At 65.7% G+C, this 26461-nt stretch carries 23 protein-coding genes; 10 read left to right on the forward strand and 13 right to left on the reverse strand.

Features of this window, described 5'->3' with window-relative positions; all coding sequences use genetic code 11:
• Both KW832_RS01845 and KW832_RS01850 read left to right on the forward strand, forming a co-directional pair.
• Positions 1–666: an amino acid ABC transporter permease gene (locus KW832_RS01845; RefSeq protein ID WP_055400821.1), complete on the forward strand. Its 666-nt coding sequence runs from the start codon at positions 1–3 to the stop codon at positions 664–666.
• 40 nt (positions 667–706) lie between these two features.
• Complete coding sequence (locus KW832_RS01850; RefSeq protein ID WP_055400819.1) at positions 707–1444, forward strand: amino acid ABC transporter ATP-binding protein; 738 nt, start codon at positions 707–709, stop codon at positions 1442–1444.
• Between the two features lie 106 nt (positions 1445–1550).
• On the opposite strand, the gene KW832_RS01855 is transcribed toward KW832_RS01850, so the two are convergent.
• Entirely contained in the window at positions 1551–2471 is a 921-nt protein-coding gene (locus tag KW832_RS01855; protein ID WP_218298840.1) for a MurR/RpiR family transcriptional regulator, read from the reverse strand.
• Positions 2472–2570: 99 nt separating this feature from the next.
• On the opposite strand from KW832_RS01855, the gene KW832_RS01860 reads away from it, so the two are divergent.
• The 6 genes from KW832_RS01860 (at position 2571) to KW832_RS01885 (ending at position 9550) form a co-directional block, all read left to right on the forward strand.
• On the forward strand, positions 2571–3752 hold the full coding sequence (locus tag KW832_RS01860; RefSeq protein WP_218298839.1) for a M20 family metallopeptidase: 1182 nt from the start codon (positions 2571–2573) through the stop codon (positions 3750–3752).
• A gap of 46 nt (positions 3753–3798) precedes the next feature.
• Positions 3799–4788: a tripartite tricarboxylate transporter substrate binding protein gene (locus tag KW832_RS01865; RefSeq protein ID WP_218298838.1), complete on the forward strand. Its 990-nt coding sequence runs from the start codon at positions 3799–3801 to the stop codon at positions 4786–4788.
• Positions 4789–4886: 98 nt separating this feature from the next.
• The gene (gene pyrC, locus KW832_RS01870; protein ID WP_370628607.1) at positions 4887–5954 is read left to right on the forward strand and encodes a dihydroorotase; all 1068 of its coding nucleotides are present in this window, start codon (positions 4887–4889) and stop codon (positions 5952–5954) included.
• Positions 5939–6709 (forward strand): DUF3025 domain-containing protein, encoded by a 771-nt coding sequence (locus tag KW832_RS01875; RefSeq protein ID WP_218298836.1) that lies wholly within the window; start codon positions 5939–5941, stop codon positions 6707–6709. Before pyrC ends, KW832_RS01875 begins: the two co-directional genes overlap by 16 nt.
• A 195-nt stretch (positions 6710–6904) precedes the next feature.
• Entirely contained in the window at positions 6905–7786 is an 882-nt protein-coding gene (gene htpX / locus KW832_RS01880) for a protease HtpX (RefSeq protein WP_010462430.1), read from the forward strand.
• Between the two features lie 195 nt (positions 7787–7981).
• A complete protein-coding gene (locus KW832_RS01885) occupies positions 7982–9550 on the forward strand; it encodes a methyl-accepting chemotaxis protein (RefSeq protein ID WP_121422284.1) in 1569 nt (522 codons plus the stop codon).
• 91 nt (positions 9551–9641) lie between these two features.
• Here the strand turns inward: KW832_RS01885 and KW832_RS01890 are convergent, their stop codons facing one another.
• The gene (locus KW832_RS01890; RefSeq protein WP_218298835.1) at positions 9642–10721 is read right to left on the reverse strand and encodes a GlxA family transcriptional regulator; all 1080 of its coding nucleotides are present in this window, start codon (positions 10719–10721) and stop codon (positions 9642–9644) included.
• A gap of 126 nt (positions 10722–10847) precedes the next feature.
• Here KW832_RS01890 and KW832_RS01895 point away from each other — a divergent pair, with 126 nt between their 5' ends.
• Entirely contained in the window at positions 10848–12191 is a 1344-nt protein-coding gene (locus KW832_RS01895) for an amidohydrolase (RefSeq protein WP_218298834.1), read from the forward strand.
• A 30-nt stretch (positions 12192–12221) separates the two neighbouring features.
• Here the strand turns inward: KW832_RS01895 and KW832_RS01900 are convergent, their stop codons facing one another.
• From KW832_RS01900 to KW832_RS01950, 11 genes are all read right to left on the reverse strand, one after another.
• On the reverse strand, positions 12222–12761 hold the full coding sequence (locus KW832_RS01900) for a VUT family protein (RefSeq protein WP_218298833.1): 540 nt from the start codon (positions 12759–12761) through the stop codon (positions 12222–12224).
• Positions 12761–14479, reverse strand: coding sequence for an NAD(P)/FAD-dependent oxidoreductase (locus tag KW832_RS01905; protein WP_218298832.1), 1719 nt, complete (start codon positions 14477–14479; stop codon positions 12761–12763). The genes KW832_RS01900 and KW832_RS01905 overlap by 1 nt, the downstream gene beginning before the upstream one ends.
• 177 nt (positions 14480–14656) lie before the next feature.
• Positions 14657–15733 (reverse strand): lysylphosphatidylglycerol synthase domain-containing protein, encoded by a 1077-nt coding sequence (locus KW832_RS01910; RefSeq protein ID WP_218298831.1) that lies wholly within the window; start codon positions 15731–15733, stop codon positions 14657–14659.
• A 21-nt stretch (positions 15734–15754) separates the two neighbouring features.
• The gene (gene clsB, locus KW832_RS01915) at positions 15755–16993 is read right to left on the reverse strand and encodes a cardiolipin synthase ClsB (protein WP_218298830.1); all 1239 of its coding nucleotides are present in this window, start codon (positions 16991–16993) and stop codon (positions 15755–15757) included.
• Positions 16990–17763, reverse strand: coding sequence for an endonuclease/exonuclease/phosphatase family protein (locus KW832_RS01920; protein ID WP_121507563.1), 774 nt, complete (start codon positions 17761–17763; stop codon positions 16990–16992). Before KW832_RS01920 ends, clsB begins: the two co-directional genes overlap by 4 nt.
• A gap of 219 nt (positions 17764–17982) precedes the next feature.
• A complete protein-coding gene (gene cysK, locus KW832_RS01925) occupies positions 17983–18900 on the reverse strand; it encodes a cysteine synthase A (protein ID WP_176888302.1) in 918 nt (305 codons plus the stop codon).
• A 255-nt stretch (positions 18901–19155) separates the two neighbouring features.
• A complete protein-coding gene (rtcA, locus tag KW832_RS01930) occupies positions 19156–20220 on the reverse strand; it encodes an RNA 3'-terminal phosphate cyclase (RefSeq protein WP_218298829.1) in 1065 nt (354 codons plus the stop codon).
• A gap of 75 nt (positions 20221–20295) precedes the next feature.
• Positions 20296–20796, reverse strand: coding sequence for a DUF4275 family protein (locus tag KW832_RS01935; RefSeq protein WP_218298828.1), 501 nt, complete (start codon positions 20794–20796; stop codon positions 20296–20298).
• A 5-nt stretch (positions 20797–20801) separates the two neighbouring features.
• Entirely contained in the window at positions 20802–22022 is a 1221-nt protein-coding gene (locus tag KW832_RS01940; protein WP_218298827.1) for an RtcB family protein, read from the reverse strand.
• Positions 22023–22049: 27 nt separating this feature from the next.
• The gene (locus tag KW832_RS01945) at positions 22050–22856 is read right to left on the reverse strand and encodes a hypothetical protein (RefSeq protein ID WP_218298826.1); all 807 of its coding nucleotides are present in this window, start codon (positions 22854–22856) and stop codon (positions 22050–22052) included.
• A gap of 9 nt (positions 22857–22865) precedes the next feature.
• On the reverse strand, positions 22866–24005 hold the full coding sequence (locus KW832_RS01950; RefSeq protein ID WP_218298825.1) for a slipin family protein: 1140 nt from the start codon (positions 24003–24005) through the stop codon (positions 22866–22868).
• A gap of 700 nt (positions 24006–24705) precedes the next feature.
• On the opposite strand from KW832_RS01950, the gene rtcR reads away from it, so the two are divergent.
• A complete protein-coding gene (gene rtcR / locus KW832_RS01955; RefSeq protein WP_218298824.1) occupies positions 24706–26364 on the forward strand; it encodes an RNA repair transcriptional activator RtcR in 1659 nt (552 codons plus the stop codon).
• Positions 26365–26461: the final 97 nt, after the last annotated feature.

Below are 26461 nucleotides of genomic sequence, written 5' to 3' on the forward strand. Positions count from 1 at the left end.
ATGAATATCGATTTCTCCTTCTACAACTGGGAGCTGATCTCCAACTTCGTGCTCAAAGGGCTGTATTTCAGCCTGCTGCTCACGCTCATCGCCACCATCGGTGGCGTGATCTTCGGCACGGTGCTGGCGCTCATGCGCCTGTCGGGCAAGAAGTGGCTGGATGTTCCTGCGACCATCTACGTCAACGGCATGCGATCCATTCCGCTGGTGATGGTGATCCTGTGGTTCTTCCTGCTGGTGCCAGCCATCATCGGCCGCCCCATTGGCGCGGAAGTGTCGGCGATCATTACCTTCATCGCCTTTGAAGCGGCCTACTTCAGCGAAATCATGCGCGCTGGCATCCAGTCCATCCCACGCGGCCAGGTGTATGCCGGCCAGGCGCTGGGTATGACGTACGGCCAGAACATGAAGCTGGTGGTGCTGCCCCAGGCGTTCCGCAACATGCTGCCGGTGCTGCTCACGCAGACCATCATCCTGTTCCAGGACACGTCGCTGGTCTACGCCATCGGTGCCTACGACATGCTCAAGGGCTTTGAAGTGGCGGGCAAGAACTTTGGTCGTCCGATTGAGGCGTACCTGGCCGCTGCGGTCCTGTACTTCATCATGTGCTACGCGCTGTCCTGGGCGGTCAAGCGCCTGCACCAGAAGATCGCGATCATCCGCTGATCGATGCTGGTGCAAAAGAGATTGGATTGAGGAAAAAGAAATGATCGAACTCAAAAACGTATCCAAGTGGTATGGCCCGGTGCAGGTGCTCAACGAATGCACGGCCACCATCCAAAAGGGTGAAGTGGTGGTGGTGTGCGGCCCCTCGGGCTCAGGCAAGTCCACGCTGATCAAGACCATCAACGCGCTCGAACCCTTCCAGAAGGGCGAGATCACGGTAGACGGGATTGCACTGCACGACCCCAAGACCGACCTGCCCAAGCTGCGCAGCCGCGTAGGCATGGTGTTCCAGCATTTCGAGTTGTTCCCGCACCTGTCGGTGACGGACAACCTGACCATTGCGCAGATCAAGGTGCTGGGCCGCAGCGCGGACGACGCCAAGAAGCGCGGTCTGAAGATGCTCGAACGTGTGGGCCTGATGGCGCACAAGGACAAGTTCCCCGGCCAGCTCTCGGGCGGCCAGCAGCAGCGTGTGGCCATTGCGCGCGCGCTGTCGATGGACCCCATCGTAATGCTGTTCGACGAGCCCACCTCCGCGCTCGACCCCGAAATGGTCGGTGAAGTGCTGGACGTGATGGTGGGCCTAGCCAACGAAGGCATGACCATGATGTGCGTGACCCACGAAATGGGCTTTGCCCGCAAGGTGAGCAACCGCGTGATCTTCATGGACGTGGGCGGCAAGATCCTGGAAGACTGCTCCAAGGACGACTTCTTCAACAACCCCGACGCACGCCAGCCGCGTACCAAGGACTTCCTCAACAAGATCCTGCAGCACTGAACGGTGCTTGCACGCCCGTGCCGCAGGGGTTTGGGGCTTCATAAAGCGCTCTCTGGAGCGCTTTTTTCATGGGGCCCCCCAAGGCTGAACGACTGCTGCGCGCAGGCTAGCGCTTGCTCCGCCGACCGGCTGGCGAGGGACTTTCCACGATGAGTTGCGACTCGAAATCCGTCCACAGGTCATCGCGCCGCTTCAGTGCCTCGGACACCGCCTTGTGCCGCAGCTGGGCCACGGCCGACACCAGCGCGTTGCACAGGAAGAACGCAGCGGTGTACGAGTCGAACGGCGATGCGTTGGACGTGCGCACCTGCAGCCGGTGGTGGGACAGCGCGGCCAAGGGCGCTGCGGCGCTGTCGGTGACGGCCAGCACCTGGGCCCCCGCGTCGCGAAAGCGCTGCGCCACTTTCACCGGCCCGCTGGCGTAGCGGCGGATGCTGAAGACCAGCAAGGCATCTTCGGGCTGGATCCACAGCAGCTGGTCGGTGGCGTCCACCGCGCCAGCCCCCAGTTCGTGCACGCCCGGGCGGCACATGTTCAGGTGCAGCGCCAGCCAGGCGGCCACTGGGGCGCTGTTGATCTGCGCCAGCACAAAGATGCGTCCCTTGCACTGTGCAATGCGCGCCACCATGGCCTCGAAGGCCGCCATGTCCAGCCCGTCGCGCGTGGTGGTGAGGTTGTGCTGGTCGTGCAGCAGCGCATCGTCCACGCACTGTTGCAGGCTGCGCCGGGTGCCGATGGTGACGGGTGCGCGCTGCCCGGCCGTTTGCAGCAGGGCGGTGACCTCGGCCCGCGCCTCGCGCTGGACCTCGGCATAGCTGCCGTAGCCCAGCTTGGCAAACAGCCGCACCACGGTCGATGCACTGGTGCCAGTGCGCGCAGCGAGGGCGGTGGCGGACTCCAGCAGAGCGTGGGGGTAGTCGCGCCCCAGGGCCTCGGCCAGCGCCCGTTCGCTGGCGGTCAGGTCGGCGTCCTGGCGGGCCAGCCGCTCGGTCAGCAAGGCGCTGGATTCGTGCAATGATGATTTCATAAAATTCTCATTCGTGCAAAATACGTTGCAGAAGCCCGGGTCGCGTGCAACACTGCGACCCAAATTTTGCCCCTACCTGGGGCTTGCCCAAGGACAACGATGCTCAATACCCTGAACGAAGGTCTGCTGCCGGTGCGTGCGCAGGTCCTGGACTGGCTGGCCAGACAGCAGCAGTCCATGCAAGACCTGTTGCAAAAGGTGGTCAATATCGAGAGCGGCAGCCGCAATGAGGCGGGCGTGACGGCCGTGGCCCATGCCCTGGCCGAGCGCCTGCAGGCGGCCGGTGTACCGGTGCAGTTTGAGCCCGTGTCTGGCTATGGCGTGCTGCTGCATGCGCAGGTCAACCCAGCAGAGGGCGCTGCAGCCGGTGGAGCGCCCATCATCCTCATGGGGCACATGGACACGGTGTTTCCCGATGGCACCGTGGCCAAGCGCCCTTACCGCGAAGAAGCGGGGCGCGCCTACGGCCCCGGCGTGGCCGACATGAAGTCCGGCCTGGTGCTCAACGTGTTCGTGGCCGAGGCCTTTGCGCGCTGCGGCGGCCTGCAGGCGCCGCTGCACCTGTTCTTCTCGTGCGATGAAGAGATCGGTTCGCCCGCCACGCGTGACCTCATCATGGCCCGCGTGCGGGGGGCGCGTGCCGTGTTCAACGCCGAGCCCGGCCGCGTGAGCGGCAACGTGGTCACCAGCCGCAAGGGCTCGATGGTGGTGGAGTTCGAGGTGCAGGGCGTGGCCGCGCATGCGGGCATCAACCACGCGGCTGGCGCCAGCGCCATCGAAGCCTTGGCCCGCAAGACCTTGGCGCTGCATGCGCTGACCGACCCGGCCACGGGCATCACCTGCAACGTGGGCGTGGTGCAGGGCGGCATCGTGCCCAACATGGTCGCCCCACACGCACGCGCCGAGGTGGACCTGCGCTTCACCGCCGACACCGACCCCGACGAGCTGCTGGAGCGCGTGCGCGCCATCGTCGAAGAAGAGTCCGTGCCCCGCACCCAGGGCCGTGTCATCACCGCGCGCCGCACGATGCCCATGAAGCCCACCCCGGACGACTTGCTGGCTCTGTACCAGCAAGGTGCACGCGCGCTGGGCTTTGAGGTGCAAGGCGAGTTCACCGGCGGTGCGGCCGACAGCGGCCTGACCGCATCGGTGGGCGTGCCCACGCTGTGTGCCACGGGCCCGGTGGGCGGACATGCACACACCGAACGCGAGTACTGCGAGCTGTCCACCTTTGTCCCGCGCGCGCAGGCCGTGGCGCTGGCCGTGCTGTCACACCCTTGATTCTTTCCGTATCTTTTCAACCTGTTTCTTGAGTTCTTTGACCGCCATGAACACCACACCTTCCCGCCGCCACCTTCTGACTACCGGACTGGGCCTTGCCGGCCTGGCCGCGCTGCCCGCCATGGCACAAGACAAGTTCCCTTCGCGCCCGATCACGCTCGTGGTGCCGTTCCCACCCGGTGGGTCGGTGGACATCATGGCGCGCCAGTATTCCGAGCCGCTGTCGCGCGTGCTGGGCGTGCCCATCGTGGTGGAAAACCGCGCCGGCGCGGGTGGCTCGGTGGGCGCGCAGTATGTGGCGCGCTCCAAGGCCGATGGCTACACCCTGGTGGTGTCGTCGCAAAGCAGCCACCTGGCCAACCCGCTCACCCAGCCCAAGATTGGCTACGACCCCGTCAAGGATTTTGAAAACATCGCCATCCTGGGCCGCCAGCCCAACGCCCTGGTGGTGCACAGCAGCCTGCCTTTCAAGACCTTTAAGGAGTTCATCGACTACGCCAAGAAGAACCCCGGCAAGCTCAACTACGGCAGCGGTGGCGTGGGCAGCATGGGCCAGCTCAACGTGGAAATGCTCAAGGTCTCCACGGGCGTGTTCACCACGCACATTCCTTACCGGGGTGGCACGCCGCTGATCACGGGCGTGCTGGGCAACGAGGTGCAGTTCATCCTCGACAACCTGGTCATCATGCTGCCGCACATCCAGGCGGGCAAGGTGCGCGCCCTGGCCGTAGCGGCCGACCAGCGCCTGCCCCAGCTGCCCGATGTGCCCACCATGGCCGAGGTCGGTCACCCCGAGCTGAACCTCACCTCATGGACGGGCTTGGCCGCGCCCGCGGGCACGCCTGAAGCGGTGGTGCAGACGCTGTACAAAGCCGTGCGTCAGGTTGCCACATCGCCCGCCATGGTGACGAACCTCAAGGAGCGCGGCGTGATCGTGCCCGAAGAGATGCCACCCGTCGCGTTCGAAAAGATGATGGCAGAGCGCCTGGTGAAGTTTGGCGACGTGGTGCGCAAGGCAGGCATCACCGCCGAATGACGCGGTGTTGCTCTGAATTTTGAGTGTTTTTGGCTGCTAGCGCTTATTGGATAAGCACTGGCAGCTATCAAAACAATAGTTGATAAGCCGATGGGACAATGCTGCCCATGACAGCCGCACTCCACACCCCCACCGCGCCCACCACCCTCACCATCACCCGCCCCGACGACTGGCACTTGCACGTGCGCGACGGCGAGCCCCTGCACACCGTCGTGCCCCACACCGCCGCCCAGTTCGGCCGCGCGATCATCATGCCCAACCTGCGCCCGCCGGTTACCACGGCCGAGCAGGCCATGGCCTACAAGCAGCGCATCCTGGCCGCCGTGCCCGCAGGCATGAGCTTTGAGCCGCTGATGACGCTGTACCTGACCGACAACCTGCCGCCGGAAGAAATCGTGCGTGCCAAGGCCGCAGGCGTAGTAGCCTGCAAGCTCTACCCCGCCGGTGCCACCACCAACAGCGATGCGGGCGTGACCGACCTGCGCAAGACCTACAAGACGCTCGAAGCCATGCAGAAGGCAGGCATGCTGCTCTTGGTGCACGGCGAAGTGACCAGCAGCGACATCGACCTGTTCGACCGCGAGGCCGTGTTCATCGAGCAGCAGCTCATCCCGCTGCGCCGCGACTTCCCTGAGCTGAAGATCGTCTTCGAGCACATCACCACCAAAGACGCTGCCGACTACGTGGCCCAGTCCGACCGCTTCACTGCCGCCACCATCACCGCGCACCACCTGCTGTACAACCGCAACGCCATCTTTGTGGGCGGCGTGCGCCCCCACTACTACTGCCTGCCCGTGCTCAAGCGCGAAACGCACCGCGTGGCTCTGGTGCAGGCTGCCACCAGCGGCAGCAGCAAGTTCTTCCTGGGCACCGACAGCGCGCCGCACCCTGCGCACCTCAAGGAGCACGCCACCGGCTGCGCGGGCTGCTACACCGCCCACGCCGCCATTGAGATGTATGCCGAGGCGTTCGACAACGCCGGTGCACTCGACCAGCTCGAAGGCTTTGCCAGCTTCCACGGCCCCGACTTCTACAACCTGCCGCGCAACACCGGCACCATCACCCTGCGCCGCGAGTCGTGGACACCGCCCGACAGCTTTGCGTTTGGCGAAGCCGAACTCAAGCCCCTGCGCGCTGGTGAAGCCCTGCCGTGGCGGCTGGTGTAAGCGAAGCCTTCGACGCCATCGACTGGAGCGTCCCCTGGCTGGCGCCGTGGCGCAATCTGGGCCCGCCCGTGGCGCAGCAGCTGCAGCACGATCCTGCAGTGCACCGGGCGTTGCAGGCCGCAGCGCCGCCAGCGTTGCCGGTGGGTTTTGTGCCCCAGTCCGAGCTGCCTGAAGGCACGGCCTACGAGCAGTACATCTGGGACACCCACAGGGTGCCCACGCGCGACAACCTGCACGACTTCTTCAACGGCCTGGTCTGGCAACAGTTTCCGCACACCAAGCGGCGCCTGAACGAGCTGCAGGCCCGGGCCATCGCCGCCGATGGTGTGCAGGCTGTGCGCGGGCCCTTGCGCGATGCGCTCACGGTGTTTGACGAGAACGGCGCCGTACTGCAAGCGCCGCCCGTGCTGTGGGCCGCGCTCAGGGTGCGAGACTGGCAGCGCCTGTTCATCGACCTGCGCCCGCTGTGGGGGCAGGCCCGGCTGGTGGTGTTCGGGCACGCGCTGCTTGAAAAGCTGGTTATCCCTCGAAAACCCATGGTGGCGCATGTGTATCAGGCGCCAGTAGCTATTGAATCAATAGCAATTTTGGATGCTTGGCTGGCGCAGGAAATTCAGCCGCAGCCGTGGTCTGCCAAGCCCTTCACCCCGCTGCCCGTGCTGGGCGTACCCGGCTGGTGGCCCCCTAACGAGACGCCGGACTTTTATGCCGACACCCAGGTGTTCCGCCGGCCCCGGGCTGTGTCAGGGGGCTAATTCCCGTCAACGCTTGTGTGATAAGGCCTGTGCGCGGGTTTGCACCTACCATAGCGCGATGAAATCGCGGCCATGGGGCTGCCAGGGGCGTGCAGTGGCCCCAGCAGCGGGTGTTTGGTGCTTGAAGCGCAGCACCCGGCCCCCATCTGAGCCAGCAAACACTTGTTGTTGTTTACCCCACGGAGAAACCATTCCATGAAGCGGATCCTTTTGTTTGTGATGACCAACCTGGCCGTCGTTGTCGTGCTGGGGGTGGTGGCCAGCCTGCTGGGCGTCAACCGCTACCTCACGGCCAACGGGCTCAACCTGGGCGCGCTGCTGGGCTTTGCGCTCGTCATGGGCTTTGGCGGCGCCATCATCTCGCTGCTCATCAGCAAGCCCATGGCCAAGTGGACCTCGGGCGTGCGCGTGATCGACGGCTCCGGCTCGCCCGACGAGCGCTGGATCGTCGAGACCGTGCGCAAGTTCGCCACCGAAGCCAAGATCGGCATGCCTGAAGTCGGCATCTTCGAAGGCGACCCCAATGCGTTTGCCACGGGCGCGTTCAAGAACTCGGCCCTGGTGGCGGTGTCCACCGGCCTGCTGCAAGGCATGACGCGTGAAGAGGTCGAGGCCGTGATCGGCCACGAGGTGGCCCACATCGCCAACGGTGACATGGTCACCATGACGCTGATCCAGGGCGTGATGAACACCTTTGTGGTGTTCCTGTCGCGGGTGATCGGCTATGCGGTCGACAGCTTTCTGCGCAAGAACGACGAGAGCAGCTCGGGCCCCGGCATCGGCTACTACGTGACCACCATCGTGCTCGACATCCTGCTGGGCTTTGTGGCCGCGATGATCGTCGCCTGGTTCAGCCGCCAGCGCGAGTTCCGTGCCGATGCAGGCGCGGCGCAACTGATGGGCCGCCGCCAGCCCATGATCAATGCCCTGGCCCGCCTGGGTGGCATGCACCCGGCCGAGCTCCCCAAGAGCATGGCCGCCATGGGCATTGCCGGTGGCATTGGCAAGCTGTTCAGCACCCACCCGCCCATCGAAGAGCGCATTGCTGCGCTGCAGAACGCGCAGCAGCAAGGCTGATCCGGTTCAACCTGGCCCTTGAAGGCCGCTGCAGGGGTTGCCCCTGCGGCGGCCTTTTTGTTTCTGGGTGGGTTGTCGGCCTTGTGGGGCGGCTCAAGGGTTTGTAACCTTTTGTCGATAACCAGTGGAAACCCAATTCCGCATGCCGTGCGGGCAGCAGCGGGTTGCCGATCCTTATTCCCACGAGAACACCTTATGTCCATCTCCCACGCACGTGTTGCGGTCCGCCTGGCCCTGGCCTTTGGCGTTGTCTGTCTGGTCATGTCGCTCTCGGCCGCCGTCGGTATCTGGCGGCTGGCGGGGCTGCAGGACATTGCCGACGACCTGGGCGGCGCATCGTCCGAGCGCGCGCTGCTGGCGCGTGAGCTGCACGCCATCGTGGTGCTGAGTTCCGCACGTGCCGAAACGCTGCTGGAGATCGACAACCCCGCCTACGCGGCGCGCATCGACGCGGACCGCAAAACCACGTCGGCCCGTTCGTCCGAAGTGCGCAAGCGCCTGGACGAGCTGGCGGCAGACCCGGAATCCCAGGCCTTGTTCGATGCCATCGACAAGGCAGGCAACGGTTTTCGCACGGTGCGGGACGACCTTGTCAAGCGCCGCAAGGCGGGCGAGGCCCTGCCCCCCGACGCCATTGCCAACCAGCTTCGGCCTGCGGCCGATGCCTATGCCGCCTCGGTGAACAAGCTGGCCGAGTACCAGCGCCAGCGTGTGGCCGAGGCCCGCGAGGCTGCCGCCCGCAGCGAGAGCCAGGGCATCACGCTGCTGGCCGCAGGCTCGCTGGTGGGGCTTCTGCTGAGCCTGGCCTGCGCCTGGCTGCTGTCGCGCTCCATCCTGCAGCCGCTGGCCCATGCGTCCGAGGTGACCGACCGCATTGCCGAGGGCGACCTCACCTCCCCCGTGCCCGCGCCGCAGGCGGGCAGCCGCGACGAACTGCAGGCCCTGCTGGCGCGCCTGGGGGGTATGCAGGCGCGGCTGGCGGAACTGGTGGTGGGCATGCGCCAGGCCAGCACCTCGGTGGCCGGTGCCAGCAGCGAGATCGCGGCGGGCAACAGCGACCTGTCGGCCCGCACCGAGCACACGGCTTCCAATTTGGAAGAAATCGCCGCCAGCATGGAAGAACTCCTGGCCACCGTGCGCCACAGCGCCGACGCCGCAGCGCAGGCCAGCACCCTGGCCACCGGTGCCAGCAGCGTTGCCCAGCGCGGGCGCGAGGCAGTGGACCGCGTGGTGGGCACCATGGATGGCATCGCGCTGTCGTCGCGCCGCATTGCCGACATCACCAGCGTGATCGATGGCATTGCGTTCCAGACCAATATCCTGGCGCTGAACGCGGCCGTGGAAGCGGCCCGTGCCGGTGAGCAGGGGCGGGGCTTTGCGGTGGTGGCCAGCGAGGTGCGCAGCCTGGCCCAGCGTTCGGCCACGGCGGCCAAGGAGATTGGGGGCCTCATCAGCGACAGCGTGCGGCAGGTGGACGAAGGCACCAAGCTGGTCCATGCAGCGGGCGGCACCATGGGCGAGATCGTGAACTCGGTGCAGCAGGTGGCCACCATCATTGGCGAGATCAGCACGGCTGCGCGTGAGCAGACCACGGGCCTGAGCCAGGTGGGCGAGGCGGTCTCGCAGCTCGACCAGATGACGCAGCAGAACGCCGCGCTGGTGGAAGAATCGTCCGCCGCCGCGCAGGGCCTACGGGTTCAGGCGCAGCAACTGGCCGAGCTGGTGGAGGCGTTCCGCCTGCCCGCTGGCAACGCGCTGCGCTGAGCTGGGCAGGGCAGGGCAGGGCAGGGCAGGGCAGGGCAGGGCAGGGCAGGGCAGGGCAGGGCAGGGCAGGGCAGGGCAGGGGCGTACCGCTCTACTTCACCTCCACCCGCCAGCGCCGCCGTGGCGCACGCAGCGCATGGCGCTTGCGGTACTCGGCCGGGGCCATGCCGGTGTAGCGCACAAAGATGCGCCGGAACGCCGCCGGGTCGGCGTAGCCGCAGGCCACGGCAATGCTGGGCACGCTTTCCAGCGTCACCTCCAGCATCACCCGGGCACGCGCGCAGCGCAGGCCGTGCAGGTGGTCCAGCGGCGACTGCGACAGCTCCTGCTGGAAATGCCGCAGCAGGGTGCGCGTGCTCACCGATGCGGCCTCGGCCAGCCGGTCCAGCGAGTAAGGCTGGTCCAGGTGCGCCTCCATCCAGGCAATGGCGCGGGCGAGTGTGCTGTCGCGCGTGGCGGGTATGTGCTGCTGTGCGTTGGCCTGCAGCGCCGCGCGGGCGCGCTGGTGGTCGGGGGTCATCACGGTCTCGCAGGCGGCAGCCAGCTCCGGCCCCAGCGCCTGGCGCACCAGGGCAATGGCCAGCAGGTTCACGTTGCTGGGCAGTGCGCAGCTCAGCCAGGGGCCGTCGTCCGACAGGTCCTGGCCCAGGCTGTGGCCGATGCCCGGGAAGTCCCGTTCAAACCCCGCGATGTAGAACCAGGGCAGGCAGGCCTGGCGCCCATTCAGCCGCCCGCTTTGCGCCGCCAGCCAGGCGCCATTGCCCATGGTGAGCAGCTTTTGCCCTGCGTCCAGCGCAATGCCCAGCTGGCGTGACAGCGCCTGGTGGCGGGCTGCCACGGCACGGATGGCCGGGATGTCCGGCGCGTGGAACGAAGGGATGAACAGCGCCCGGGTGGGGGCCAGTGCCGCATCCTTGTCATCTGGCAATGTGTAGGCTGCCAGGGGGCTCGGCAAGGGTGCCAGGGGCAGGCCCTCGGCGTCCAGCAGGCGCCAGGCAAGGCGGGGTGCTTGTGCACCCAGCCGCTGGCTGGCCAGCAGGTTGGCGCCGCGCAGCAGGTCGATGAGCTGCAGGGCACTGCCTGCGGCCGATTCGGGCAGCAGCGGGATGTCCACGCGGAACACCGGGGGCTTGGGCGGCGCCGAAGGCAAGGACGAAGGTGACGGTGGCATGGCGATATTGGCTCTGTGTATGGCGATTTTCGCTTGTCATGAAGGCAGCGTGCGCTTTTAGCATGAACGTGCTTTTCGCTTCCCCACCCAGGCCCTCGTGGCTGTTCACTCCCTACGGATCTGCCCATGCACAAACCCCTCTCTGCCATCGCGATTGCCGCCAGCCTCGTCGCCAGCGGGCTGACTTTTGTCTCTTCGGCCCAGGCCCAGGCGCTGGATGCCGCGGGCCTGCAGACCATCGACGCCGCGGTGAGCGCCGTGGCGCCCAAGATGGTCAGCTGGCGCCGCGACATCCATGCCCACCCCGAACTCTCAGGCCAGGAAGTGCGCACCGCCAAGCTCGTGGCCGAGCACCTCAAGAAGCTGGGCATGGAAGTGCAGACCGGCGTGGGCGGCACGGGCGTTGTGGGCACGCTCAAGGGCGGCCTGCCCGGCAAGGTGGTGGCCCTGCGCGCTGACATGGACGCGCTGCCTGTGCTGGAGAACACCGGCCTGCCCTTTGCGAGCAAAGCCAAGGCCACCTACCTGGGCAAGGAAGTGCCCGTGATGCACGCCTGTGGCCACGACGCCCACACTGCCATGCTGATGGGCGCGGCCGAGGTGCTGGCGGGCATGAAGGCCCAGCTGCCCGGCACGGTGAAGTTCATCTTCCAGCCCGCAGAAGAGGGCGCGCCCGTGGAGGCCGATGCCAACGGCAAGGTGCCCAGCTTCGGCGCCAAGGCCATGATCGAAGCCGGTGCGCTCAAGGATGTGCAGGCCATCTACGGCCTGCACATCACCTCCAACCTGCCCGGCGGCGTGGTGGGCTACCGCAGCGGCCCGCTGATGGCCGGGTCGGACAACATCACCATCCATGTGGAAGGGCGGGGTGGTCATGGCTCCTCACCCTGGGCCACCATCGACCCCATCGTGGCCGCCAGCCAGGTGGTGATGGGCCTGCAGACCGTGGTGAGCCGCCAGCTCAACATCAGCCAGGAACCGGCCGTGGTCACCATCGGCCAGATCCAGGGCGGCACCCGCTACAACATCATCCCCGACAAGGTGGAGATGATGGGCACGCTGCGCACGTTTGACGAAGACATGCGCCAGGAAGCACTCAAGCGCATCACCACCACGGCCGAGTCAATCGCTGCTGCCAGCGGCGCCAAGGCCAGCGTGCGTTTTGGCCCCGTGGCCTACCCCGTGACCACCAACCCTGCGCAACTCACGCAGGCGTCGCTGCCCGCGCTGAACCTGGCCATGGGCGGCAAGACCATGGTGATCCCCAAGGTGGCGGGCTCGGAGGACTTCTCGGAGTTCCAGAAGGTCGTGCCCGGTTTCTTCTACTTCCTGGGCGCACCGCCCAAGGGCAAGGAATTTGCCAAGGCGCCACCCAACCACTCCGCGCTGTTCGACATCGACGAAGACCAGCTGCCGACCGGCGCACGCAGCCTGGCCGCACTGGCCGTGGACTTCCTGCAGCGCAAGTAAGAAGCGAAAAGCAGAGGGGCGCCGCGCGGCTCAGGCCGTGCGGCGGGGCGAAGCCAGTCGGCTGCCGATGAGCAGGCGAAACGGCAGCAGCAGCGCCACGCCCAGCCCCAGCTTCACCGCGAGGTCACCCAGTGCCCAGGTGATCCACGGGTCGCTGGTGCCCCCAAACGCAATGCTCCAGAACACGGCCGTGTCCAGCATGGCCGTCAGCAGCGTGGCCACCAGCGGCGCGCGCCACCAGACGCCGTGGCGCAGGCGGTCGAACACGGCAATGTCCAGCCATTGCGAGAGCAGAAAGGCTGCGCCCGACGCGATGGCAATGCGCGCAGGCGCCAACACCAGCGAGGCGGCCACCGCCACCCCAAACCCCACCCACGCCACCCGCCGCGCCTGCTGCGGGCCGTGGGCGCGGTTGACCAGCTCGCTCACCAGAAAGGCCACCGGGTAAGTGATGGCACCCCAGGTGAGCCAGTTGTTGATGGGGAACTGCACAAGGATGTTGGACGCCAGCACCACGGCGGCCATGGCCAGCGTGGCCGCTGCGAATGGCGGCCGTTTGGAGGACCACATCACGCGGCAATGCCCAGCAGGCTGCGCGCCACCGCCTCACCCACCTTGATGCCATCCACGCCCGCCGACAGAATGCCGCCCGCGTAGCTGGCACCTTCGCCCGCCGGGTACAGGCCCGGCGTGTTCAGGCTTTGCAGGTTCTCGCCACGCCCGATCTTCAGGGGCGATGAGGTGCGCGTCTCCACGCCCGTCAGCACCGCGTCGTGCATGTCAAAGCCCTTGATCTTGCGGCCGAACGCGGGCAGCGCCTCGCGCAGCGCCGCGATCGCGTAGCCGGGCAGGGCGGCGTGCAGGTCGGTGAGAAGCACGCCGGGCTTGTACGAGGGCTCCACTTCACCCAGCTGCGTAGATGGCTTGCCCGCGATGAACTCCCCCACCAGCTGGCCCGGCGCGCTGTAGTCGCGCCCGCCCAGCACAAATGCGTTGGATTCGAGCTGGCGCTGCAGCACGCTGCCCGACAGGGGGTGGAACTGCCCGGCGGGCAGGGCCTCCACGCCGTAGGTCTGGCCCAGGTGGGTTTCAAACGCCTGCGCGTCCTGCGGGTAATCGCGGGGGTCGATGCCCACCACCATGCCCGCATTGGCATTGCGCTCGTTGCGCGAATACTGGCTCATGCCGTTGGTCACCACGCGGTGGGGTTCGCTGGTAGCGGCCACCACCGTGCCACCGGGGCACATGCAAAAGCTGTACACCGCGCGGCCGTTGGCGGCGTGGTGCACCAGCTTGTAGTCGGCTGCGCCCAGCAGCGGGTGGCCTGCGTGGCGGCCCCAGCGGGCGCGGTCGATCACGCCCTGCGGGTGCTCGATGCGGAAACCGATGGAAAAAGGCTTGGCCTCCATGGCCACGCCACGCTGGTACAGCATGGCAAAGGTGTCGCGCGAGCTGTGGCCCAGCGCCATCACCACGTGGTCGGCGCGCAGCTCAGTCGTCTCGCCCGTGGCCTGGTTCAGCACCTTCAGGCCGCGCAGGTAGCGCGCACCGCCTGTGCCTTCGATGATCACGTCCGTCACGCGCTGCTCAAAGCGGATCTCGCCGCCCAGCGCAATGATCTGTTCGCGCAGGTTTTCCACCACCTTCACCAGCTTGAAGGTACCGATGTGCGGGTGGGCGACATACAGGATTTCTTCGGGCGCACCAGCTTTGACGAACTCGTTCATCACCTTGCGGCCCAGGTGGCGCGGGTCCTTGATCTGGCTGTAGAGCTTGCCGTCGCTGAACGTGCCGGCGCCGCCCTCGCCAAACTGCACGTTGCTTTCGGCGTGCAGCTCACGCTTGCGCCACAGGCCCCAGGTGTCTTTGGTACGCTCGCGCACGGTCTTGCCGCGCTCCAGCACGATGGGCTTGAAGCCCATCTGCGCCAGCACCAGCGCAGCAAAAATGCCGCAGGGGCCAAAGCCCACCACCACGGGGCGCAAGGGCAGCTCGGCAGGCGCCTGGCCCACGGGGTGCCAGGCCATGTCGGGCGTGGGCTGGATGTGCGGGTTGCCCGCAAACTGGGCCAGGAGGGCGGCTTCGCGCGCGGGCTGCGCGAGGGTGATGTCCACGATGTAGACCGCCAGCAGGTCGGCCTTGCGCGCATCAAAGCTGCGCTTGAAGACGTGCAGTTGGGCGATGTCGGTGTCCGCCAGGCCCAGGATTTGCGAGGCAGCGGCGCGCAGGGGCGCCTCGGGGGCTTCGGCCACGGTGAAGGGCAGCCGGATTTCGGAGAGTCGGATCATGTTCTTGCGGGCCCGTGTCGATCGGGCGGGTTGCAATGGCGTGGGGCAGCGATGATACGGGGTGCTCGCCACCCACGGAAGCCCTGGCGTGCATGGGGTGTGGAGCCGTGTGCCTAAAAAGCTATCAAATCAATAGCTTCTAGCGATTTATGGATAAGCGACAGAGGCACTTTTGAATCATATTTTTCGAGCTGTTGGAACTTCATCATCGCTGCCCGACTGCTGGCGCCAGCGCAGCTCTGCCACACCAAAGGCTATGGCCGCGAGCACCAGTGGCCCAAAGTAATACAGCGCCCGGTAGGCCAGCAGGGCCGCCAGCACTTCTTCCTGCCCCAGCGCCTGGGTGGCCAGCAGCGCCACGCCCACGGCCTCCAGCACACCCAGGCCCGCAGGCACGCGCAGCACCAGCCCGGCCACCGCCCCCAGCAACACGGTGGCCAGCGCGGCAGGGTAGCTCACCTGGTGTTGCAGCACCGTCCATAGCGCGGCGCCCATCAGCATCCAGTTGGCGGCCGACACGGCCACTTGCCACAGCGCCACGGGCCAGTGCGGCAGCGGAAATTCGTGTCCTCGCAACGTTAGCGCCCGCCCGCTGCGCAATGCGCACACAGCCACATAGGCCAACGGGAGACAACCCAGCACGGTGCCGCCCAGGCGCCATTGCCACGGCGTCACGGCCCACCCCGCGACCGCAGGCGGCTGCCACGTCCACGCCAGCACGCCCGCCAGCAACAGGTAACCCACCCAGTTCGTCACGATGCTGGTGCCCACCACCTGACCGATCGTGCCGGGGTCCACGCCACGCCGGTCATACAGCCGGTAGCGCACGCCCACGCCGCCAATCAGCGAGCCCAGGTTGAGCGTGAACGGGTAGCTCGTCATGGCGATGGCCAGCGTGGTGGTGCGCGTCAAGCGGTGGCCGCTGCAATGGCGGCCCACCCAGTCAAAGCTGCCGTAGGTGAAGTGGCTCAGCAGCGCCAGCGCACCGCCCACGGCCAATGCGGTGGTGGGCAGGTCGCGAAGCGCCTGCAGCACCGCGGGCCAGTCCACGGTGCGCGCCTGCCGAAAGATCAGCCCGGCCACCACCGCAAAAAAAGCGGCAGCGAACCCTCGGGTGACCCATGGCCACCAGGCCTGCTCCGGCCAGTGGCGCCAGCCGCGTGGGCTGCTGCTACTGGTGCTGCTGGGGGCAGGTGATGCCATGGCGTCGGAGGTGCCCGTCTGGGTGTCCGCGGGCAGTGTGGAGGTGGCCATGGCGGGGGCTCCGGGGCGCCGTCAGGTGGCCGCGCTGCTGGCGGGCTCGGCCGACGACGTGCCCGGGCTGGCCAGCGTGATCGTGGGCTCGTGGTGGGGCAGCCAGCCTGCCCACGCCGGGAACCAGCGCATCAGGTGGTACACCGCATAGCTGCGCAGCAGACGCAGTCCATTCCAATGGCTGGGCGCTGCAGCTTCGATCTGCTTGCAACTGGTGTCCATCAGGTGCGACAGGCGGCGGTGCAGGTGGGCGTTGAAGGCGCGGTCCTGGATGATCACGTTGGCCTCCAGGTTCAGCGACAGGCTCAACGGGTCGAGGTTGCTGGAGCCCACGGTGGACCAGTCCTCATCCACCAGCGCCACCTTGCCGTGCAGCGGGCGGTCGCAGTATTCGTACACCCGCACGCCCGCGCGTTGCAGGTGGTCGTACAGCAGGCTGGCTGCCGTCTTCACGATGGGCATGTCGGGCTGGCCTTGCAGGATCAGCCGCACGTCCACGCCCCGCTTGGCGGCCCGCCGCATCTCGCGGATGAAGCGGTAGCCCGGGAAGAAGTAGGCATTGGCAATCACCACCCGGCTGCGCGCCGCGCGCAGGGCCACGCGGTACTGGCGCTCAATGTCGCTGGTGTGCTGCTGGTTGTCGCGCGTCACAAACATGGCGTTGGCTGTGCCTGCGTGGGGGCGGCCGGTAATGTCTGTGGCGTGGGGGCGTTGGTGCGCGCTGCGGTCCAGCACCGCCTCGCGCGTGAAGCGGTGCATCTGCGCCACGACCGGGCCGCGCACCTGCACGGCGTAGTCCTGTTTGGCCTCGGGGCCGAAGTCGGCCATGTGGTCGGCTGAATAGTTGATGCCGCCGATGAAACCCAGCTGGCCGTCCACCACCACGATCTTGCGGTGCATGCGGCGCAGCACGTTCAGCCGCTGCCCGAGGAAGCGACGGCCCGGGTCAAAAATCCGAAAGCGCACACCTGCATCCACCAGGCTGCCCACAAACTGGTCCGACAGATCGGGCGAGCCAAACCCGTCCACCAGCACATGCACCTCTACCCCGCGCTGCGCTGCGGCCAGCAGGGCTGCATGCAGTTCCTGCCCGATCTTGTCCTCGAACAGGATGAAGGTCTCCAGCATCACCTCGCGCCGGGCCTGGGCAATGGCGTTGAACACACGCGGGAAGAACTCCTCGCCGTTTTCCAGCAACTCGAAGTGGTTGCCCGGAACCCAGCGGGATGAGCGTGGCAGGCTGAAAGCAGGGCGCTTCATAGCAGGATCTCCGCCGCCAAAGGGGCATGGTCCGAGAGCTTGTCCCAGGGTTTTTTGGGCAGTGACAGCGGCGCATGCACAGCGGCGTTGCGCACGTAGATGCGGTCCAGCGCCAGCAGCGGCATGGAGGCTGGAAACGTGCGCACCGCACGGCCAAAGGCCTGCACAAACACCTCTTGCAGGCCCGCTTCCCGGTGCAGGATGTCGTGCGCGCGGTTGCGCCAGTCGTTGAAATCCCCCGCCAGCACCACGGGCTCGTTGGCTGGGAAGCTGCGCAGCAGATCGCACACACGCAGCAGCTGCCGCTGTCGATGGGATTCCTGCAGGCCCAGGTGCACGCAGACCGCATGCACCGGCAGGTGGTGGCCCGGCGGCTGCAACACGCAATGCAGCATGCCGCGCCGCTCGGGCCCGCTGATGGAGATATCGTGGTTCTCGTAGTGTGTGATCGGAAACTTGGACAACAGCGCATTGCCGTGGTCGCCGTTGTCATACACCGCGTTGCGCCCGTAGGCGTATTGCGACCAGATGGTGTCCGCCAGAAACTCGTAGTGCGGCACCTGCGGAAAGTTGGCGAACCGGCTGGCATGGCGGTGGTGCGTGCCCAGCACCTCCTGCAGAAACACCAGATCGGCTGCCACATCCCGCACGGCATCCCGCAGCTCATGAAGCATGAAACGCCGGTTGAAGGTGGTAAATCCCTTGTGCACGTTTACGGTGAGCACCTTGAACGCGATGGGCTGGGGATCGGTAGCGGCGGTGGTGGCCATGGGCAGTCAAACAATCTTTGGAGTGGGGCCCCCGCGAAGCCGCCGCGGTGTGCGCAATGGCCACCAGGGGCAGGCCGAGGGATGACTTGATTGTTTGGGCTGCACTGCCTTGCCGCTGTAGGACGGCTGGCCGTGGTTTTGTGCTGCTGGGGACGAAAAAAATGGGGCCTGATAGCCCCATTTCGTTCTGCAAAGTGCTGCCGCAGGCGGCAGCGGCGCCTACGCCGGCAGGAACCCTTCGACCGACAGGTAACGCTCGCCCGTGTCGTAGTTGAAGCCCAGCACCTTGGCGCCCGCAGGCAGCTCGGGCAGCTTTTGCGCAATGGCGGCGAGCGTGGCGCCCGACGAAATACCCACCAGGATGCCCTCTTCGCGCGCAGAGCGGCGTGCGTATTCGCGCGCCGGTTCGGCATCGACCTGGATCACACCGTCGAGCAGGCTGGTGTCGAGGTTCTTGGGGATGAACCCCGCGCCAATGCCCTGAATGGGGTGGGGCGACGGTGCGCCCCCCGAGATCACGGGCGACGCCGTGGGCTCCACCGCAAACACCTTGAGGTTGGGGAACTTGGCTTTGAGCACCCGTGCCACGCCGGTGATGTGGCCGCCCGTGCCCACGCCGGTGATCAGCACGTCGATGCCATCGGGGAAGTCCGCCAGGATCTCCTGCGCCGTGGTGCGCACATGCACATCGATGTTGGCGGGGTTCTCGAACTGCTGGGGAACCCACGCGCCGGGTGTCTGCGCCTGCAGTTCTTGTGCGCGGGCAATCGCGCCCTTCATGCCCTTCTCCCGCGGGGTCAGGTCAAACTGCGCGCCATAGGCGAGCATCAGGCGGCGGCGCTCGATGCTCATGCTGTCGGGCATCACCAGAATCAGCTTGTAGCCCTTGACGGCGGCCACCAGAGCCAGGCCGATGCCGGTGTTGCCGCTGGTGGGCTCGATGATGGTGCCGCCGGGCTTGAGTGCGCCGGACTTTTCAGCGTCTTCCACCATCGACAGTGCGATGCGGTCCTTGATGGAGCCGCCAGGGTTGCTGCGCTCGGACTTCACCCACACGTTGGCCGCCGGGCCAAACAGGCGGTTGATGCGCACGTGGGGCGTGTTGCCGATGGTTTGCAGAATGTTGTCAACTTTCATGGCGTCTCCTATGAGGTGAAAAAGGGGGGAGAGGGATGCAGCCTCCCGGTCAGTTCGCAAATATCCAAATTACCCAAATATCCGTTCGGGCTGAGCCTGTCGAAGCCAAGGCACGGCGCAAGCCATTCGACAAGCCCGGGGTAAACGCGATTCGCGCACTGGCATGGCGGTCTCACGCGCATTCTGAACCAGTTGTTCTGCAGCCCGGGTGATATGGATATAGCCATATCAGAGGCCGGGCTGCGCTGGCCCGCCTCACGGCCGCGGAAGGATCTCCACCAGCATGGCCTGCTTGACTGGCGTGATCTGCACCTGCACCGGCAGCCCCAGCGCAATCGTCTGCGCGTTGGTGGCCGTGTGCTGCGTCACCTCGGTGCAGGTGTAGCGCGCTGCCTGCCCGCTGCGCCACACCGCCAGGGCCAGCGGCAGCATCCACTGGTCGGCCAGGTGCGGGCCCAGGGCGCCCGTGCTGCGCTGGTAGTCGCGTACCTCCTCCACCAGCCGCTTGGCAACCTGCTCGGACGACAGGCTGCGCTCGCCCAGCTGGCAGAACACCTCGGTGATGTGCTCGTACTCCAGCGTGGCAAGCAGCGCATTGCCCGGGCCTTCGTTCTGGCACGTAGGGGGCTGGCGCAGTCGGCCGGATTCAAACGTCCAGCCCATGCGCTGGCCCAGCGCATCCAGCTCCCGCGTGGCAATGTTGCGCGCCAGGCCCGGCACCAGTGCCTCACCCCAGGCGTCCTGCAACGGGCCGCGCTCCAGCACGTCCACAGGCGTGAACGGCAGCGCTGCGGGCGTGATGTGTGCCAGCACCTCGCCACCCCCGGCGGGGTAAAAGCCGCGCCGTTGCAGTTGCAGATCCAGCCCCACACCCAACCGCCGCACCAGCGGCGCAAACGCCCGCTCCAGAAAATCAAATGGCGGCGCCATCGGGTTGTGCGTGCCTCCCGAGAGTTGCACGCGGCTTTCGCCCTCCGCCAGCATCAAAGCAGGCAGCACAGTTTGCAGTACCAGCAGGCAGCTGCCCGCCGTCGCGATCTGAAAGCGGTAGTCGCCTGCGCGCACGGCGCCGGGCGTGAACAGCAGCGTTTGCGACCCCAGTTCCGCGCCTTCTGCATCGCCGCCGCACACAGCCACCGCCGCCTGCACGCAGGCCAGGTGCTGGCGCATCAGCCCCGGCTTGGGCCGCCCGGCGCGAATGCGTGTGATGTGCAGCGGGCGGCCGGTGACCATGGCAAGGGCCAGGCCGGTGCGCAGGATCTGGCCGCCGCCTTCGCCGGTGGAGCCGTCGAGGGTGAGGGTAGATTCAAAATAAAGCATAAAAAGTGCCTGTGGCGCTTGTCTGAAAAGCGCCAGTAGCTATCAAAAGGAATTGACCAAATTGTTGGTGCTGGATTACAGCCAGCCCTTCTGTCTCGCGCGTTCCATCTCTTGCATCTTGCGGAGCGTGGCCAGTCTTTGTTGTGTTGCGCGCTCTGTCAGTGCCGCATAGTCCGGGTGCTTCGCAAAGTAAGGGCCAAGCCAACCGTCCTCGTGGGTAAACGCCATGGTCCAAGCGAGATCGGTTGGGAAAACGCAAAAATCCGGCGCGCTGCACTGGGTGGGCAGTGCGTTGGTCAGCAGGGCTGCGTTCCTGTTGTTGGACAGGACCACGACCTCTGAGCCATCCTGATCCGCGTACCACCGGTCGGCATCGCTGCCGGACACGCTCGGATAGGCCTCGTAGCTGAACGTGTGCCATAGGTATTGTTTCAGCCCTGGCGCCCGCTCGCCGGGAGCATAAACTTCCAGCCAGCGCTGAGCCCATTGCCGAGCTTCATCCTTGGTGTATTCATGGATGACAGTTCCGGGCTGCACCGACAGGCCACGGCCGTGCAGGCCGTTCTTGTGCGTCATGGCGCTCACCCCTTCACGCAGACGACTTGCTTGAGCGTGTAAACCACCTCCACCAGGTCCTGCTGCGCCGCCATCACCGCGTCAATGTTCTTGTAGGCCATCGGAATCTCATCGATCACGTCGGCATCCTTTCGGCATTCCACGCCTTCGGTTGCCTTGATCTGGTCCGCGACCGTGAACATCTTCTTGGCCTTGGTACGGCTCATGGTGCGGCCCGCGCCGTGGCTGCAGCTGTTGAAGCTCTCGGGGTTACCTTTTCCGCGCACGATGAAGCTCTTGGCCCCCATGCTTCCCGGGATGATCCCCAGCTTGCCTTGCTCGGCACTCACCGCACCCTTGCGGGTCACGAAGACCTCTTGCCCGAAGTGCGTCTCGCGCTGCACGTAGTTGTGGTGGCAGTTCACCGCCTCAATGTGCGTCTCGAACGGCTTGGTGATCACCTGGCGCAGCGCGGCAATCACGCGGCCCATCATCACTTCGCGGTTGGCGGCAGCAAACTTTTGCGCCCACCCCACGGCCTTCACGTAGTCGCCGAAATACTGTGCGCCTTCCTCGAAGTAGGCCAGGTCTTTGTCCGGCAGGTTGCGTTGGTTCATCTCGGCGTCCTTCTTGGCCAGCTCGATGAAGTGGGTGCCGATGGCGTTACCCACCCCACGCGAGCCCGAGTGCAGCATCACCCACACGGACTGGTGTTCGTCCAGGCAGATTTCGATGAAGTGGTTACCCGTTCCCAGCGTCCCCAGGTGCTTGTAGTTGTTGGTGTTCTTGATGCGTGGGTGCGCTTCGCAGATTTCCTCGAACTCGTCCACCAGCCCCGCCCAGGCGCGGTCGGTTTCGGCGGGCGGGGTATCCCAGCTGCCTTTGTCGCGGCCCATGCGTTTGGGCGTCATCCCCACCGGCACGGCGCGTTCGATGGCGGCGCGCACGCCGGACAGGTTGTCGGGCAGGTCGCTGGCCGTCAGCGTGGTCTTGCACGCCATCATTCCGCACCCCAGGTCCACCCCCACCGCAGCGGGAATGATGGCCTTGAGGGTAGGCACCACCGAGCCGATGGTGGCGCCAATCCCCAGGTGCACATCGGGCATCACCGCCACATGCTTGAACACGATGGGCAGGCGCGCGATGTTGCGCAGTTGGTTCCGGGCTTCTTCTTCCACGGGCACGCCGTTGGTCCACATCTTCACTGGGACGCCGTTGGGGACTTCATATTGTTCGTAGTTGTTCATCTTACTTTCCTGTTCTGTTGTTCATCTTCAGCTGGCCATTGCATCAAAGACAGCTGCAATGCGTTCGGTCAGCGGGTAGTGGATCTGGCCGCATTTGGCGCATGCCGGGCGCCAGTCGGCGGGTGGCCCGTCCTCTGTCAGCTTCAATAGCTTGTGTGCCCACGCGGCTTTGACGTGCGGATCATTCAGCCATGCCTGCATGGCGGCCTGAAAGGGCGCCTCGGCAAACGCGTTGGAGATCGCTCCGCCGTTCGTCCAGTATTCCCAGTAGTAGGAATCTACAAAGTTCAGCGTCGCCGCTTCGCGGTCGTCTGCTAACCAGTCGTCCAGCAAGGGCTGTATGGATACTCCGGCGTAGTCCCACATCAGCAGGATGCTGAATGCGTGCTCTCCCTGGAAAAGGCCTTCGCTGTCCGGCTCCCACTGCGCCAGGCCCTCGGCGAAGAATGCCCGTGCATAACCCAGCACGGCAGCCCTCTCGTCAGATGAGTAGGCATCGGCAAGGCAACGCCCCAGCCGGTCGAGATAGATCTCGGTGGAGTGGTGCAATCGGGCTCCTTGCGCCAGCAATTCCAGCATGCGAGGCAGGTAGTACTTGATCTCGTCCGCGGGCTGTACCTGGCTCTTGGCAGAGTCGTTGTATTGATAAAAGTGTTCCCGCGTCAGTTGGCGCAGCGGCAGGCATCGCATCTCGCGCTCCAGTTCGGCATCCATGCAGCAGCCGGTGCAGACATCCAGCAGCCCATGCGGTGCCTGGTATTTCGCAAAGGTCTGGTAGACCGCCTGTGTGGCGTCTTCCAGAGGCATTGCAGCAGTCGTTGGTTTCTTTTTCATGGTTCTCTTTCAGCGCATCTTCACCAGGCCGTTCAGCACCTGATCCAGTCCGCCAAACACCGAGATCTTGTCGACCCGTTCAGCCACCCGCTCCAGCGTCTCCAGCTCCTTCATGCGCAGGGCAACAGGGTTGTCCTCCATCACCTTCGCCGTGTTGAGCAGTGAGCGCGTAGCGGCAGTCTCTTCGCGGCGGCGGATCACGTTGGCCTGGGCCTGCTTCTCCGCCTGCACCACCTGGGTCAGGATGGTTTTCATCTCGCCAGGCAGCACGATGTCCTTCACGCCAACGCTTTCCATCACCATGCCAAAAGGCATGAGCTTGGTAGCCATGTGCGCGGTCACCACGTCGTCGATCACCGTCTTGTTCTCCAGCAGCTCATCGAGCGTGCGGGTGCCCACGGCGGCGCGCAGCGCAAACTGCAGCTCGCGGTACAGGTGGTCGGCGGGCTTTTGCAACTGGGCAAAGGCGCGCAGCACATCGGTGTAGCGAAAGGTGGCCGAGAGGTTCAACCGCAGGCTCACCTTGTCGCGGGTCATGATGTCCTGGCCTGAGACCTCTACGGCCTGCAGGCGCAGGTCCACGAGTTCCACAGCGATGGTGCGGCCGTACTTCCAGTACGCATAGGCGCCCGCAGGCAGCAGCCGGTCCACTTTGCCGTCGATGCTGAGCAGTGCGCACAGGCCTTCGGGCACCTGCACTTGCAGCACGCCGGTCAATCCGGTCACGCTGCGCTGGCGCAGTTGTGTGTGCGTCAGGCGCGCCACCAGGGCGGCGGGCAGCTCGGGGCCTGCGTCGAGGTCGATCACCTGCACGCTTACCTCCACCAGGCCTTTCCAATACAGGCGGCGTGTGCCGGGCGGCAGCACCTCGACCAGCACGCCGTTTTCGCTGCGCAGGCCCACTTGCTGCTCCGACAGGTTCACTTGCACAAACTCTGCCGCCACCACGGCAGGCTCCTGCGCCATCAGGTAGTCGGCCAGGCCGTGGGTGAAAGCGGGTTGTTCCAGGGCGAAGGTTTCCACGCGCAGTTGGTCCATGCCCGCAAACAACCAGTAGGTGCCGCTTTGGAGCACGCGGTCAAAGCTGCCGTTGCGCAGCAGCAGGGCGCGTTCGTTTTTCTTCACGGTCACTCGTTCGATCAGCTTCATCATTTTTCTTCTCCTTGTTCTGTCGTTGTCGTTGCAATCAGGGTGCCGTTACAGCAATGGCGGGGTGCCAGGGGGCACAGCCAGGGCCCTGCAGTGCGCCGTGGTTGCTGCCCTGCAAGCAGGGCGGCAGCGTGGCTGGCTGCGGGCGCGGGCTGTGCCGGGTGCTGGCACAAACCGCCACCGGCTGACGGGGCCTTGCCTTGCGGTTGCGTCCAAAAACGCCACCTTGGGGCAACCCCCCGCGTTCGGCGGGTGGTCTTTCGACCGGTACTTCCAAACAAGGCCTTGCGGCCATGGGCAGGAATCGAACCTGCGACAACCCCTTTCGGGGGGCTCTACCAGACTGAGCTACCAGTGGTGGCAAGCCGGGAGTCGAACCCGGCACGTCCTCTTGCGAGGCGTCACCCGACCTTGCCGTTACCCAGCGTTTGCGGTGTGCGGCATGCGGGGAATCGACAAGGCCTTGATGGCCCGGATTCCCTGCACCGGCGGGGCGAACGTTGGTCCTAACCCCGGCCTGTGAGCGGTCACCGCTTGCGCTGGATGCCTTATCTATTGCCAGATGTGTGCCAGCCTGAGTTTTGTCGGTTGAATTCCTTCAAGTCGTTGATTTGTATAGAGAAATTCATCCGTAAGATTTTTTGCTTCTTAGGTGAATATAAAATTAATAGAATTAAAGCTAGCTAAATAGATAAACAGCATGCGCAAAAACAAAGTCGTGATCGGTTTCCTTGGCACCCAGCTCGACTCCGGCCGGGGCGCGGGGCGGTGGGAGAAGTGGCGCCCCACCGTATCGCTGGTGCAGCATGAGGACGTGGTGATCGAGCGGCTGGAGCTTCTCTACACACCGCCTCACCAGGACTTGGCGCAACAGGTGCGCGCGGACATGGTGATCGCGTCCCCCGAGACCACGGTGAATCTGGTACCCCTGCCCATTGCCGACCCGTGGGACTTTGGCGAGGTGTATGCCAAGCTCTTTGATTGGGCGCGGGGCTACCGCTTTGACACCGAGCGCGAGGAATACTGGACCCACATCACCACCGGCACCCACGTGGCGCAGATCTGCCTGTTCCTGCTGGTGGAGTCGCGCCGCATTCCGGGCGTGCTGGCGCAGACCTCGCCGCCCAAGCGCCAGCAGATGGGCGACCCGGGCAGCTACACGCTGATCGACCTGGACCTCTCGCGCTACGACGTGATCGCGCAGCGCTTTGGCGCCGAGCAGCAGGACGCGGTGCAGTTCCTCAAAAGCGGTATTGCCACGCGCAACGCGCGCTTCAACGCGCTGATCGACGAGGTGGAGCGCGTGGCGGTGCGCTCGCGCGCGCCCATCCTGTTCACCGGGCCCACGGGCGCGGGCAAGTCGCACCTGGCGCGGCGCATGTACGAGCTGAAGAAGGCGCGCCACCAGGTCGAGGGCGAATTTGTGGAGGTGAACTGCGCCACGCTGCATGGCGACGGCGCGGCATCCACGCTGTTCGGCCACAAAAAGGGCGCTTTCACGGGTGCGGCAGCCGACCGTGCGGGTTTGCTGCGCATGGCACACAAGGGCGTGCTGTTCCTCGACGAGATTGGCGAACTGGGCCTGGACGAGCAGGCCATGCTGCTCAAGGCGGTGGAGGAAAAGCGCTTCTACCCCATGGGCAGCGACCGCGAGGTGGCCAGCGACTTCGAGCTGATCGCCGGCACCAACCGCGACCTGCGCACCGAGGTGGCGGCCGGGCGCTTTCGCGAAGACCTGTATGCGCGCATCAACCTCTGGAGCTATGTGCTGCCCGGCCTGGCGCAGCGGCCTGAAGACATCGAACCTAATGTGGACCACCAGCTGGCCCGCGCAGGCACCGAGCTGGGCCGCAGCGTGCGCTTTTCCAACGAGGCGCGCGCGGCCTACCTGCGCTACGCCCAGTCGCCGGAGGCCCTGTGGACCGGCAACTTCCGCGACCTTTCGGCCAGCGTGACGCGCCTGGCCACGCTGGCCGACAGCGGCCGCATTGGCCTGTCCCTGGTCGAGGCCGAAATGGCCCGCCTGCGCTGGCTTTGGCAACCCGCCAGCGATGCGCGCAACGGTTTGGCGCCCACACCCGGCGTGTTGGGCCGTGACGATCTTGCAGACCTATTGGGTGAGGAAGCGGTGGGAACCATGGACCTGTTTGATCAGCTGCAACTGGCGGCGGTACTGCAGGTGTGCCGCAACGCCCGCACCCTGTCGGACGCTGGGCGGCAACTGTTCCAGGCGTCGCGTGCGCAGCGCACGGTGGTCAACGACGCGGACCGGTTGCGCAAGTACCTGGCGCGTTTTGGGCTCGACTGGGAGCGGTTGACTACGGCGTCGTTCCCGTCATGGTTGGGACGACGCCATTAGACACAGTGCGTGGTCCCGCGCGGTGTTTGCAGCGCAAGCCTCGGCGGCCGCCCTGCGATGGCTGGCGGGGCAGCGCCCAGCCGCGCAGCAGGGCGGT

Source organism: Acidovorax sp. sif0632, assembly GCF_019218805.1.
GTDB classification, from domain to species: domain Bacteria; phylum Pseudomonadota; class Gammaproteobacteria; order Burkholderiales; family Burkholderiaceae_C; genus Acidovorax; species Acidovorax facilis.